The following is a 14,067-nucleotide window of genomic DNA, read 5'->3' on the forward strand; positions in this document are numbered from 1 at the left end:
TAGGATATTAAGAATGATAATGCAGGAAGGCGGCTATGAATAGAAGAAACAGTTTCCTAAACCGGATAATCAAAAACATGATGATCGCAGTAATCTTAATTCTGGCTGTTTTCTTAGGCATAAAAGAAGCTGCCGAAGTTGGAAAAAAGGCAGATTTAAGTAAAGCAGAGTCGCTGGTAAAAGAGGGCGCTGGCTTTGGTGTCTCCTATATCTGGAGACACCAGTATCCTGCGGTCGTGTGGGACGAAGAAAATAGTAATGGCAGTTTAGATAAAAAAAATGAATCCATAGGAAGTGCGCTGTTTCATTTTTTAGTTAGCCAGTCTCCTCTTTACCGCTACTCCGGTGATACGAAAAAGGGAGACATTGACTATGAAGAAGCGGATCCATCCTATCGAGGCTATATAGAAAGCAGTAAATTTTATGAAGAGCATGGTTTTCTTCTTTATGACGGAGGAGAGGAAAGTGGAGAAGACGGATCTGTAAATCCCGGAATCCCGGCTGCCAATGCAGGAGGAGAACATGCAAATGCAGGTGATAACAGTGGAGGAGCTGATCAGGCAGCCGCTTCCCAGGAACCAGCTGGAAACACTGGTCCGGTGAAGGAGCATAACTCTTCGGTAACGAAAAATGACACATTAACCTGCGCTTCCAGCAGCATCTGGCCCATTGTAGGAACTACATATTTAAAAGAACAGCTGGTTGATTATGATTATATGATGAAGCATTTTTATAGCGTTCATACTTCCACCACGGCAGGCAGGGACTTAATGAAGGCCGATCAATTCCTGGCAGAGGATTTTACCTTAAAGGGGGGGAATGACAAACCCCAGATTCTCATCTATCACACCCATTCCCAAGAGGAATATGCGGACCATGGGCCATCAAAACCAGATGCAACGGTTGTGGGGCTAGGCAACTATTTAACAAAGCTTCTCACAGATAAGGGTTATAATGTCATTCACGATACCACAGTCTACGATTTGCAAAATGGAAAACTGGACCGAAATAAAGCCTATACCTATGCCCTGGACGGAATCACAGGAATCCTTCAGAAAAATCCTTCTATAGAAGTGGTTCTCGATGTTCACAGAGATGGAGTAAATGAAAGCCTTCATATGGTCAATCAGGTCAATGGAAAGCCCACAGCTCCCCTGATGTTCTTTAACGGTGTCAGCCAGACGCCGGAAGGCCCAATCGAATACCTGGCAAACCCATATCGGGAACAAAATCTGGCTTTCAGCTTCCAGATGCAGCTGGATGCAGCCGCTTATTTTCCAAATCTAACAAGAAAGATATACATAAAGGGACTTCGCTATAACCAGCATTTAAGGGCAAGGTCTGCGTTAATAGAAGTAGGGGCCCAGACTAATACATATCAGGAAGCCCTAAATGCCATGGACCCATTAGCAGAAATTTTGGATATGGTACTACAGGGAAACTAGAATATGGAATAAATATGGTAAGGCCGGAAATCTGTATTCTATCAGGTTTCCGGCCTTTTTATAATCGCTGATTTATGACATTTCTATCTGAAAATTAAGATGCCAAAATTTTGGCTATTTCATTTGTAAATAATAATTGCACTTGAAAATGGGATATGTTACCATAATCTTATGGAACAATCGTGTCACTGCGAGGGTGTTGGCCTTCCATCACTACATAGATGGGAGGTGGTGCGTATGAAATATGACTTTAAAGACATTATGGCTTTTGGTTCTTTCATTTTAGCATTGCTTACCTTTATTTTTTATAATTGTAAGTAGAGTTTTTCAAAAAGTCCTGGTAACAGGCAAAGAAAAACCACCCTTGTAAACTTTGCCGAGTCATAAGGATGGGATTTCTATTCTTCGTATTTGGTCAACCCCTTGTGTTGGGGCGGTTGTTCCTTTACTATTATTCTAATACATAATTATTGTATTTGCAAGCGAAAATAGTGGTATGATGTGTATACAAACAATCGTCCTTATTTTTCCAAGGGAATTGCAGGGTGTTTCAATGCTTTCACAGTGGACAATCCGTGATTTTAATGGTATATTTTTAAGGATATCATAGGTTTTAGGCGGTTTGACTCTTAAATCATTAAGAGCGCCGGGACCAGACAGAAACATCAGAAAAGAGGAGTTTACTTTATGGCAGCTGCCCAGCAGAATAAGATTCGCAATTTTTGTATAATCGCTCATATTGATCACGGGAAGTCAACCCTTGCAGACAGAATTATAGAGAAAACCGGACTGCTCACCAGCAGAGAGATGCAGGCTCAGGTCCTTGACAACATGGATTTGGAACGAGAGAGAGGAATCACCATCAAGGCCCAGTCCGTTCGTACCGTATACAAAGCTAAAGATGGAGAAGAGTACGTTTTTAACATGATTGACACACCAGGTCATGTGGATTTCAACTACGAGGTCTCCAGAAGCCTTGCGGCCTGTGACGGCGCAATTTTAGTCGTAGATGCATCCCAGGGAATAGAAGCCCAGACCCTTGCCAATGTATATATGGCTCTGGACCATGACTTAGATGTGTTCCCTGTCCTTAATAAAATTGACCTTCCAAGCGCAGACCCGGAACGTGTCGTACAGGAAATCGAAGATGTCATCGGCATAGAAGCTCATGACGCACCCCGCATTTCTGCAAAAACAGGACTGAATGTGGAAGATGTTCTGGAAGCGATTGTTGAAAAGATTCCTGCCCCCGAGGGAGATCCGGAGGCACCTTTAAGAGCCCTGATTTTTGACTCTTTATATGATTCTTATAAAGGAGTCATCGTATTCTTCCGAGTAAAAGAAGGAACCGTTAAAAAAGGCGATAAAGTACGCATGATGGCTACAGGAGCCGTGGAAGACGTGGTTGAGGTAGGATATTTTGGTGCCGGACAGTTTATTCCATGTGACCAGTTAAGCGCAGGCATGGTAGGTTATCTCACCGCCAGCATTAAGAATGTAAAAGACACTGCAGTAGGTGATACCATCACTCATGCGGCAAGACCTTGTACTGAGGCGCTTCCGGGATATAAAAAAGTAACCTCCATGGTTTATTGCGGTTTATACCCTGCAGACGGTGCCCGTTATAATGACCTTCGTGAGGCACTGGAAAAGCTTCAGCTAAATGATGCATCTCTTTTCTTTGAGCCAGAGACATCTCTTGCCCTTGGATTTGGTTTTCGATGCGGATTTTTAGGACTGCTTCATCTGGAGGTAATTCAGGAACGTCTGGAACGGGAATATAACCTAGACCTTGTAACCACAGCCCCAGGCGTAGTTTACCGGGTTTATAAAAGAAATGGGGAGAAGCTGGAGCTTACAAACCCATCAAACCTTCCGGATCCAACCGAAATCGATTATATGGAAGAGCCCATTGTCAGCGCAGAAATCATGGTGACCACAGAATTCGTTGGAGCCATTATGTCACTTTGTCAGGAACGCCGCGGGGTCTACCTTGGCATGGAATATATGGAGACTACAAGAGCTTTATTAAAATATGAACTACCATTAAATGAAATCATTTACGATTTCTTTGACGCATTAAAGTCCCGTTCCAAAGGTTACGCTTCCTTTGATTATGAATTAAAGGGCTATGAGCGTTCTGAGCTAGTGAAGCTGGACATTTTAGTCAACAAAGAAGAAGTAGATGCTCTTTCCTTTATTGTTCATGCAGAATCAGCCTACGATAGAGGCAGAAGAATGTGTGAGAAGTTAAAAGATGAGATACCAAGACAGCTTTTTGAAATTCCCATTCAGGCTGCTATCGGCGGTAAGATCATAGCCCGCGAGACCGTTAAGGCCATGCGAAAAGACGTTCTTGCCAAATGCTATGGCGGTGATATTTCACGTAAGAAAAAACTTCTGGAAAAACAGAAAGAAGGTAAAAAACGTATGCGCCAGGTCGGTAACGTTGAGATACCGCAGAAGGCATTTATGAGCGTACTAAAATTAGATGATGAATAAAAAAAGTTTGGAGATTTACGTGCATATCCCATTTTGCTCCCGCAAATGTGCGTACTGCGATTTTCTTTCCTTTCCGGGAAATGAACGGACACAGAGGGATTACACGGAGAAATTAATAGAAGAAATAGATTACCAGAGTGCCTTTGCGAAAGAATACCAGGTAGTCAGTGTATTCATAGGAGGAGGCACTCCTTCTATATTAAAGACAGAAGATATGGAAGCTGTCTTAAACGCCTTAAATAGCCATTTTGACATTCTTCCCGATGCAGAGATTACCATGGAGACCAATCCAGGCACCGTGACTCAGGAAGCGCTTTTAAGCTACCGCAAAGCCGGAGTCAACCGCATCAGCATGGGCCTTCAATCCGCAGATGACAAAGAGCTTCGTTATCTTGGCAGAATTCATACCTATGATGAGTTCTTAAAAAGCTTTCAGAGAGTGCGGATGGCAGGCTTTGATAACGTGAACGTGGATCTGATTTCAGCCATTCCAGGGCAAACGGTGGATTCCTGGAAGAATACCTTAAAAAAGGTCACCATGTTAAAGCCGGAGCACATTTCTGCTTACAGCCTTATTATAGAAGAGGGGACTCCCTATTATGACAGATACGGCGATCATGTGGAAATGGAAAGCTATTCCATGACAAAGGAAGAGCGGAAACGTCTGATGGCATTGCCGGACCTTCCTGATGAGGATTCGGAAAGGGAGATGTATTATCTCACCCAGGAATTCTTAATGGAGCAGGGATACGAACGGTACGAAATTTCCAATTACTCTAAAAAAGGGTATGAATGCCGCCACAACATTGGCTACTGGACCGGAATTGAATACCTTGGTCTTGGACTTGGTGCATCTTCCTATATGAATGGCTGCCGCTTTCACAATACCACGGATTTAAGTGATTACCGCAATGCCAGCTTTGATCAGGACGAGGGATTTACCCAGGCACTGAGACAGGAATTGGAACGTCTTTCCATAGAGGAAAAGATGGAAGAGTACATGTTCCTGGGGCTTAGGCTGACCAATGGGGTATCTGCCCATGACTTTGTCAGTAATTTCGGTCAGAATATCCGTAATGTCTATGGTCAGGTGCTGGATAAGCTGGAGCGGGAGGGGCTGATGGAATTTAAAGATGGTTATTACAAACTGACTTCCCACGGAATTGATGTCAGCAATTATGCGATGAGTCAGTTCCTGTTATAAGCTTTAAACTGGTCGTTAATCCATATAAGAGCTGGAACGCGTTGCATGTACATGTAAATCATGTGCAAATACAAATGCATATGTACGTTTAAATGTATATGTATAACACATACTTGTATTGATCTTCTAGAATATTAAAAATATTTCAATGGATTTTTAGTCTGCAAGCAGCAGCCAGGTATCAATACGTATTTCATGTATTTGTATATGAGATATGAGCGTGCAGCGTATGGGAGTGGATAACTTCTCATAAAACGGAAAAGCTGTAGAGCGATTTGGTGATACATTCTTATTTGTAAGAATAGAGAAAGGGCACAGAACGCAAAGAGAAACCATTCTTTGTGTTCTGTGCCTTTTCATAACCTCATTGTATACTCAGGTAATGTAGGTTAATACCTCACAATTGCTTACAGCTTATTCTAAAAATATGGTGTTACTTCTATTCTACTGGACTATAAAGACCTCCATGCTTCTCGTGCCATAAAAACGGGTCTCTCCGTGGGTATTAAAGAAAATATCAATATGTCTTCCCTTAACGCCGCCACCGCAGTCCTCCGCGGTATAAATAACACCGCCTATCATGAGTTTGCTTCCATAAGGAATGACTCTTGGGTCCACAGAGATGGTATGATTGGCAGCAGCAATGGTTCCTGTGCTGGTGCGGCCGCCCCATTTGCCGGAGCACTGCCTGCAGGGACAGTAGGCGGTTGTTTTAAACGTACCGATGGAGCGGAGATTAACAGCAGGAACCGCAGTGCCAACGCCGTATACCTTGGTGCCGGATAGCTTCTGCCCTGATGCGTAGGCTTCAATGAGATAAGTGCCATTTTCGTAGGTATCCCAGGGAACGTTCACTTCAAATCCATAATTACCGGTACCGCTTCCCTGCGCGGCTAAATCCTCCCGGTGTTTGGAAGCAGTGGTTTCAAGCTCAGCCGTCACCTGACCGCTTGTTTGGTTGGTGATAATGACTCTTACAGGCAAGGTGGATTCTCGTTCTGAGCTGTTAAATGCCCAGCCCCGGACATTTTTATCATCCGCACCGTCGATAATACCGGTTACCGGATTACCATAGGCTTTTAATGTGTTTATTAAAACAAAGATTGTCATCAGTAAAATTCCAGAAATGTGGTGAAGGTTCTTCCTATTTTGCATATTACAAATACTTCCTTTCTTTTTTACAAACTGTAATATAAATTAACACTCTTATAATTATATGTAACAGTTTTGTAATAAATGAGGTACAAGTATTCATTTTACATATTTTTCCAGAAAAGTCAAGGCTAACTTATTTCATACTATTAGGGGAGAGAATTTTGGACATCAAAAAAGCACCTCAGAAAGCGAAATTAAATCGCTTATCTGGGCGCCATTTGGACATGTATTATTTTACATTCACTGCAAAAATCTCTTTTGTCTGTCTGCCGAAGTTTAGGGCCTCTTCCCGGCTTCCAAAGTAGATATCAACCTTATTTCCTCTGATTCCGCTTCCAGTATCCTCCACAGTATAGATGACGTCATCGATCATGACCATAGTGCCGATTGGCAAAATTGTAAGATCCGCAGACAAGGTATGCTGTGCTCTTGGTGTAGTACCGGAGTAGGTCCGGCCGATTTTTCCGCTTTTGCTGGGGCAATATGCAGTTGCAGAAAAAAGTCCCAGTGATGCTCCTTTTTCAAAAACAGGTCCAGTTGGCTCTGTCTCTTGCGGTTCTGTTTCTTTTTTAATACCAGGTCCGATTTCCTCTGAGTTTTTTGTGTCCTCAGTACCACTCTCGGATTTGGCATCACTTTTTATCGTTTGGACACTCCCGGACTGTGCATCCGCTGTAGTCTGTTCTTTACCAGCAGCTTCATCTGCCATTGCAGACGTAGATAACAGCAGAATACAAAGGATTGTCAGGAGTCCTGTGATTCGTAGCTTACCTGAAAAACGCTTCATGATTTACCTCGCAATCGTGTTGTTATGGTGTATCATTTACTATTATATTACAAAAGTGTTAAAAGTCAAGAAAAAAATGTCAACACCTTTGTAATATATGCTTGTACTATGTTTAAAAATGTAGAAAGTGGTCATAAAAACTTAACGTATTTTTTTTATAGGAATGTATTGACAAATGTAGAAAAAAAGCATATATTATGAAAAGAAGATGTTAGCACTCCCAAACGTTGAGTGCTAACAAAGCACTAATAAAGCATTAAGAAAGGAGAGTGGCAGTTTGAAGGATAAAGATCAGCTGGATGAGCGGAAGATAACCATATTAAAGGCCATCATTAAAACTTATCTGGAAACCGGAGAACCGGTTGGATCCCGAACCATATCAAAGTATACGGATTTGAATTTAAGCTCCGCCACAATCCGTAATGAGATGTCTGATTTAGAGGAACTGGGCTACATTGTTCAGCCTCATACTTCAGCAGGAAGAATTCCTTCCGACAGGGGATACCGATTCTATGTGGATCAGATCATGCTGGAAAAGGAAGAAGAAGTAACAGAAATCAAAGATATGATGCTAAAGAGAGTAGACCGTGTAGAGCTTATGTTAAAGCAGATGGCAAAGCTTCTGGCTCAGAATACCAACTATGCGGCTATGATCAGCGCTCCTCAGTATCAACGAAATAAGCTAAAGTTTATCCAGCTGTCAAAGGTAGATGAAGGAAAGCTTCTGGTGGTGATTGTCATTGAAGGCAATATTATTAAGAACACCATGATTCCCATTGATAAGGAACTGGATGACGAAGGATTGTTAAATCTAAACATTCTTTTAAATAGTGCCTTAAACGGACTGACCATAGAAGAGATTAATCTGGAAGTGATCAGCAGGTTAAAGGTTCAGGCAGGCCATCACAGTGAAGTGGTTGACCGGGTACTGACCGAGGTGGCAGCAGCCATTCGGGCAGATGATGAGGATTTACAGATTTATACCAGCGGAACTACTAATATTTTTAAATATCCGGAGCTGAGCGAGGGAGATAAGGCAAGCAGACTTCTTGGAACTCTGGAGCAAAAGGAGCTTTTGCAGGAGCTGGTTGATGATGTCAATGACTCGGAAAGCAATTCCGGTATCCAGGTTTATATCGGAGATGAAGCACCGGTTAAGGATATGAAGGACTGCAGCATTGTAACAGCCAATTACGAGCTTGGGGAAGGGTTACGAGGAACCATTGGAATCATCGGCCCTAAGCGAATGGATTATGAGAAGGTTCTCAGTACTCTGCGCAATTTAATGACGCAGCTTGATGTGATATTGAAAAAAGATGAAAGGTAAGGGTAAGAACATTGAGCATGGAAGATGTGAAAACAGAGGAAAAACTGGCAGATGAGATTTTGAATGAGGAAGATGCCGTTTCCGCTGAAAATGAGATAGAAGGCACAGAGCCCACAGCAGAAGAGACTGCATCTGAGAACGGGCAGAACGAAGAAGGAAGCACAAAAGGCGATACTGCAAAGAAAGGCTTCTTTGGTAAGAAAAAAGATAAGCCGGATCCAAAGGATGAAAAAATCGAGGAACTGACAGACCGTCTCCAGAGAAGTATGGCAGAATTTGATAACTTCAGAAAGAGAACAGAAAAAGAAAAGTCAGCCATGTTTGAAATCGGGGCAAAGGATATCATTGAACGAATCCTTCCCGTTGTTGACAATTTTGAACGAGGCCTTGCAGCCATTCCGGAAGAGGAAAAGGGATCTGCATTTGCTGAAGGCATGGAAAAGATTTACAAACAGCTTATGAAATCTCTGGAAGAAGCAGGAGTAAAGCCAATTGAAGCAGTTGGCCAGCCATTTGATCCAGATTTCCATAATGCAGTGATGCACATGGAAGATGAATCTCTGGGAGAGAATGTAGTTGCACAGGAACTTTTAAAAGGTTATACCTACCGGGATACTGTGGTGAGACATTCCATGGTACAGGTAGCTAATTAATAATAAAATATAAAAATCTGAAAACATGTTACATTTGTTTCATAAATTAGGAGGAAGAAAACTATGGGCAAGATCATTGGTATTGACTTAGGTACAACAAATAGCTGTGTAGCCGTTATGGAAGGCGGTAAGCCAGTTGTTATCCCTAACAGCGAAGGAGTAAGAACAACTCCATCTATCGTAGCATTTACAAAGAACGGTGAAAGATTAGTAGGTGAGCCTGCAAAGCGTCAGGCAGTAACAAATGCAGACCGTACCATCTCTTCCATCAAGAGACATATGGGTACCGATTACAAGGTAACCATTGACGGCAAGAACTACAGCCCTCAGGAAATCTCTGCTATGATTCTTCAGAAATTAAAAGCAGATGCAGAGGCTTACTTAGGTGAGAAGGTTACAGAAGCTGTTATTACCGTACCAGCTTACTTTAACGATGCTCAGCGTCAGGCAACCAAGGATGCTGGTAAGATCGCTGGTCTTGATGTAAAGCGTATCATCAATGAGCCGACAGCAGCAGCTTTGGCATACGGCCTTGACAACGAGCATGAGCAGAAGATCATGGTATACGACTTAGGCGGTGGTACCTTCGACGTATCTGCAATTGAAATCGGTGACGGCGTAATTGAAGTACTTTCCACCAACGGTGATACCCGCTTAGGTGGTGACGATTTCGATAACCGTATCACACAGTGGATGGTCGACGAATTCAAGAAAGCAGAAGGCGTTGATTTATCTGGTGATAAGATGGCTATGCAGAGATTAAAAGAAGCAGCAGAGAAGGCAAAGAAAGAACTGTCTTCCTCTACAACTACAAACATTAACCTGCCATTTATTACAGCAACAGCTGAAGGCCCGAAGCATTTAGATATGAACTTAACAAGAGCTAAATTTGACGAGCTTACCTTAGATTTAGTAGAGCGTACAGCAGTTCCAGTTCAGAATGCATTAAAAGATGCAGGCATTACATCTGCTGAATTAGGAAAAGTACTTTTAGTTGGTGGTTCTACCCGTATGTTAGCAGCTCAGGAAAAAGTAAAACAGCTGACAGGCAAAGAGCCTTCCAAGTCTTTAAATCCAGACGAGTGCGTAGCGATTGGTGCCAGCATTCAGGGTGGTAAGCTTGCAGGCGATGAAGGCGCAGGCGATATCCTTTTACTTGATGTTACTCCACTTTCCTTATCCATCGAGACTATGGGTGGCGTAGCAACAAGATTAATTGAGAGAAATACTACCATTCCGACAAAGAAGAGCCAGGTATTCTCCACAGCAGCTGACAACCAGACCGCTGTAGATATCCACGTTGTTCAGGGTGAGAGACAGTTTGCAAGAGATAACAAGACCTTAGGCCAGTTCCGTCTTGATGGAATTCCACCAGCAAGAAGAGGCGTTCCTCAGATCGAAGTTACCTTTGATATTGATGCCAATGGTATCGTTAACGTGTCCGCTAAGGATTTAGGAACAGGTAAGGAACAGCACATCACCATTACTTCCGGCTCCAACATGTCTGATTCTGATATCGACAAGGCTGTGAAGGAAGCGGCTGAATACGAGGCACAGGATAAGAAGCGTAAAGAAGGCATTGATGCAAGAAACGATGCTGACTCCATGGTATTCCAGACAGAGAAAGCTCTTCAGGAAGTTGGAGATAAGATCGACGCTAACGATAAAGCAGTAGTAGAAGCGGATTTAAATGCATTAAAAGAAGCCATCAACAGAGCTCCAATCGACGAGATGACAGATGCTCAGATCGAAGATATCAAGGCAGGCAAAGAAAAACTGATGACAGGTGCACAGGCTTTATTTGCTAAGGTTTATGAGCAGGCTCAGGGACAGGGTGCAGGTCCTGACATGAGTGCAGCAGGTGCTTCCTATGAAGACGGCGACGTAGTTGACGGAGAGTACAAAGAAGTGTAAAATAGTCTGGTCAGTTGACAGGGCTTTGGAGAAAGTGTTGTAGCGATACAGCACTTTTTCCGCAGGCATGAGTTCTTTTGTATAGCCCGGTAAAAACGTAGCTTACAGTTTGGGCTCTTATGTTCGGCAGGAGATGTCCTGCCGGGCTTCCTTAGTTTATGAAAGGTAGACCTAAGATGGCAGAGAGTAAAAAAGATTATTATGAGACCCTTGGCGTTCCAAGAGATGCAGATGATGCAGCAATTAAGAAGGCTTACAGGGCATTGGCTAAGAAATACCATCCGGATACAAATTCCGGGGACGCTGTGGCAGCAGAGAAGTTTAAACAGGCTTCTGAGGCTTACAGTGTATTAAGCGATCCTGATAAGAGACGTCAGTATGACCAGTTTGGATCAGCAGCATTTGATGGCAGCGGTGGACCTGGCGGTTTCGGTGGCTTTGATTTTGGCGGAGCAGATATGGGAGATATCTTTGGAGATATTTTCGGGGATATCTTTGGCGGCGGCCGTTCCAGAGGCGGCGCTGCGTACAATGGTCCGGCCAGAGGAGCCAATGTAAGAACCAGCGTCCGTATTACCTTTGAAGAGGCGATTTTTGGCTGCGAAAAAGAGATTGAAATTAATTTCAAAGAGGAATGTAATACTTGTCACGGAAGCGGCGCAAAGGCAGGAACATCCCCCATTACCTGTACCAAGTGTAACGGTAAAGGTAAGATCATGTACACCCAGCAGTCCTTCTTCGGTCAGGTTCAGAGTGTTCAGACCTGTCCCGATTGTGGCGGTACTGGTAAGGTAATCAAGGAGAAATGTCCCGATTGTTATGGAACTGGTTTTATAACAAAAAGAAAGAAAATCAGTGTTGCAGTTCCCGCAGGAATTGATAACGGCCAATCCATTCGTTTACAGAGCAAAGGAGAGCCAGGCACTAATGGAGGAGAAAGAGGCGATCTTTTAGTAGAGGTTGTTGTGTCCAATCACCCTATCTTTAAGCGTCAGGATACCAGCATTTTCTCAACCGTACCGATTTCCTTTGTCAATGCAGCATTAGGCGGTACCATTAAGATCAAGACCGTTGATGGCGACATGGATTACGAGATCAAACCAGGAACTCAGACCGATACCAAGGTTCGATTAAAAGGAAAGGGAGTTCCTTCCTTAAGAAACAGAGCGGTCCGCGGTGATCATTATGTAACTCTGGTAGTACAGGTTCCAGAGCGCCTCACAGAAGCTCAAAAAGATGCCCTTAAGAATTTCCAGGATGCCATGAATGGAACCACGGATGGGGAAAAACATAAAAAAAAGGGAATCTTTAAATAGGTTTTCAGGGGATACATGTAAAGGGGAAGGTTAGGAATGAAGAAGATTCAGGGAAAGTTTATGCTTTTATTATGCTTCCTGCTTCTTTCCGGAATGTTTCCGGGGCGTGCTGCAGCCGATGAGACACAGGCAGTAAGAAAATATCCAGGCTTTCACGGTTCCGGAACCAGTTTTCAGGGACCGGTGGAAGGACCGAATCATTATGACTGCTGGGACGATGACGAAGATGACGACGATGGCCCAGACAGCCGCAGCTATGAAAGAGGCTGGCGTTACAGTCCGGCAGGCTGGTGGTATCAGTATGGAGATGGTACCTGGCCTTCTGACAGCTGGAAATACATTGACAGCAGATGGTACCGCTTCGATCAGGGCGGCCATCTGCTTATGGGATGGTATGTGGACCAGAATGGGAACCGGTACTATTTAAATCCAGTGGATGACGGTACCTTAGGGTCTATGCGGATTGGCTGGCAGATCATAGACGGAAAAGCATATTACTTTCATACCATGTCAGACGGCTCTTTGGGCCGGCTGTTAATCAACACCGTTACGCCCGATGGTTACTCTGTAGGAGCGGACGGTGCCTTAAAGCAGTAAGATTTAAGAAAATGGGTTGGAATATAAAAAAGCAGAAAACAGATCTGAACATGGATTGATTCCAATTATCAGATCTGTCTTCTGCTTTTTTTGTTGCATGTTGTGAAAATAGATTCTGCTTCATTACCAGGCATTCAGGCGGGTGTGATGGGGTGTAATGCATCAAGGAATTTCGTTTACTTGATATGTTTTTTGCCTTAGTTCCGGGAATGAAACAGAAGTCCTTTTCATCCGTTCAATTAGTTAATGCACTAGGAAGGTTTTTTATTGCATCTTTTTTTAAAAATTTTAAAATATTTTTTTTAAGCCGGAAATTCTTCCATAAATCCATGTTTTTATAAGCTTGCAACCCATTTCATTGTATGTTATGATATCATGTGGTTTAGTTTTGACAGAAGAAAGGAACCCTCATATGTACCAATATTTGATCATATGTCCCCTCGTTTTCCTGGCTGGATTTGTAGATTCCATCGCTGGAGGCGGAGGACTGATTTCTCTGCCGGCTTATCTGGCAGCAGGGGTACCGCCACATATTGCACTTGGAACCAATAAGATGAGTTCTACTCTCGGTACGGTTATTTCAACGGCCCGATATGCAAAGAATGGATTTATCAATGTGAAGCTGTCTTTTTTGTCTGCTTTATGTGCTATCATTGGTTCTATCATAGGAGCACACCTTTCCTTGCTGGCCAGTGAGCAGGTATTAAAGACCATGATGTTGGTGGTCTTACCCATAGTAGCATTTTATGTGTTTAAGAATAAGAATTTAGGCGATACAAAGGAAGAAAGTCTTCCGGAGCGAAAGACTCTTCTTATTAGTATGGGAGCAGCGTTGGTGGTAGGCTGCTACGATGGATTTTACGGGCCTGGTACCGGCACCTTTTTGCTGCTGTTACTGACTGGTCTTGCAAAGATGAATGTAAGAAATGCATCTGGAACGACAAAAGTAATCAATCTGTCATCAAACATCGCAGCATTGGTGACATTTTTAATAAATGGTAAGGTCTTGATTCCTCTTGGACTTGCATCCGGAATCTTCTGTATTGCAGGTCATTACATTGGTTCAGGCCTTGTCCTAAAGAACGGCTTGAAGATTGTGCGCCCGGTTGTTTTTGTGGTGCTTCTCTGCCTGTTTATAAAAATTATAAAAGGATAGGTAAATAAAAG

General features: G+C 43.1%; 11 protein-coding genes. 9 read left to right on the forward strand and 2 right to left on the reverse strand.

Going from position 1 to position 14,067, the window contains the following annotated elements; all coding sequences use genetic code 11:
* The first annotated feature begins 35 nt into the window (after positions 1-35).
* The 3 genes from OW255_RS04895 to hemW all read left to right on the forward strand — a co-directional run bounded on the left by OW255_RS04895 (position 36) and on the right by hemW (position 5,151).
* A complete protein-coding gene (locus OW255_RS04895) occupies positions 36-1,445 on the forward strand; it encodes a stage II sporulation protein P (protein WP_268115817.1) in 1,410 nt (469 codons plus the stop codon).
* A gap of 687 nt (positions 1,446-2,132) precedes the next feature.
* Complete coding sequence (gene lepA, locus OW255_RS04900) at positions 2,133-3,947, forward strand: translation elongation factor 4 (RefSeq protein ID WP_024837024.1); 1,815 nt, start codon at positions 2,133-2,135, stop codon at positions 3,945-3,947.
* Complete coding sequence (gene hemW, locus OW255_RS04905) at positions 3,937-5,151, forward strand: radical SAM family heme chaperone HemW (protein WP_268115818.1); 1,215 nt, start codon at positions 3,937-3,939, stop codon at positions 5,149-5,151. The genes lepA and hemW overlap by 11 nt, the downstream gene beginning before the upstream one ends.
* A 444-nt stretch (positions 5,152-5,595) precedes the next feature.
* Here hemW and OW255_RS04910 read toward each other — a convergent pair whose 3' ends face one another.
* Entirely contained in the window at positions 5,596-6,306 is a 711-nt protein-coding gene (locus tag OW255_RS04910) for a 3D domain-containing protein (protein ID WP_268115819.1), read from the reverse strand.
* Positions 6,307-6,535: 229 nt separating this feature from the next.
* The gene (locus OW255_RS04915; protein ID WP_268115820.1) at positions 6,536-7,093 is read right to left on the reverse strand and encodes a 3D domain-containing protein; all 558 of its coding nucleotides are present in this window, start codon (positions 7,091-7,093) and stop codon (positions 6,536-6,538) included.
* A 277-nt stretch (positions 7,094-7,370) separates the two neighbouring features.
* On the opposite strand from OW255_RS04915, the gene hrcA reads away from it, so the two are divergent.
* The 6 genes from hrcA to OW255_RS04945 all read left to right on the forward strand — a co-directional run bounded on the left by hrcA (position 7,371) and on the right by OW255_RS04945 (position 14,056).
* The gene (gene hrcA / locus OW255_RS04920) at positions 7,371-8,420 is read left to right on the forward strand and encodes a heat-inducible transcriptional repressor HrcA (protein WP_024837020.1); all 1,050 of its coding nucleotides are present in this window, start codon (positions 7,371-7,373) and stop codon (positions 8,418-8,420) included.
* A 44-nt stretch (positions 8,421-8,464) separates the two neighbouring features.
* The gene (gene grpE, locus OW255_RS04925; protein WP_416861717.1) at positions 8,465-9,073 is read left to right on the forward strand and encodes a nucleotide exchange factor GrpE; all 609 of its coding nucleotides are present in this window, start codon (positions 8,465-8,467) and stop codon (positions 9,071-9,073) included.
* 63 nt (positions 9,074-9,136) lie between these two features.
* Positions 9,137-10,987 carry a molecular chaperone DnaK gene (dnaK, locus tag OW255_RS04930; protein WP_024837018.1) on the forward strand — a complete coding sequence of 617 codons (1,851 nt, stop codon included), beginning with the start codon at positions 9,137-9,139 and terminating at the stop codon, positions 10,985-10,987.
* A 176-nt stretch (positions 10,988-11,163) separates the two neighbouring features.
* Positions 11,164-12,303 (forward strand): molecular chaperone DnaJ, encoded by a 1,140-nt coding sequence (gene dnaJ, locus OW255_RS04935; protein ID WP_024837017.1) that lies wholly within the window; start codon positions 11,164-11,166, stop codon positions 12,301-12,303.
* 36 nt (positions 12,304-12,339) lie between these two features.
* Entirely contained in the window at positions 12,340-12,900 is a 561-nt protein-coding gene (locus OW255_RS04940) for a glucan-binding protein (RefSeq protein WP_268115821.1), read from the forward strand.
* A gap of 412 nt (positions 12,901-13,312) precedes the next feature.
* Positions 13,313-14,056, forward strand: a complete 744-nt coding sequence (locus OW255_RS04945) for a sulfite exporter TauE/SafE family protein (protein WP_268115822.1) — start codon at positions 13,313-13,315, stop codon at positions 14,054-14,056.
* The last annotated feature ends 11 nt before the right edge of the window (positions 14,057-14,067 follow it).

Source organism: Lacrimispora xylanolytica (assembly GCF_026723765.1).
Taxonomy (GTDB): Bacteria; Bacillota; Clostridia; order Lachnospirales; family Lachnospiraceae; genus Lacrimispora; species Lacrimispora xylanolytica.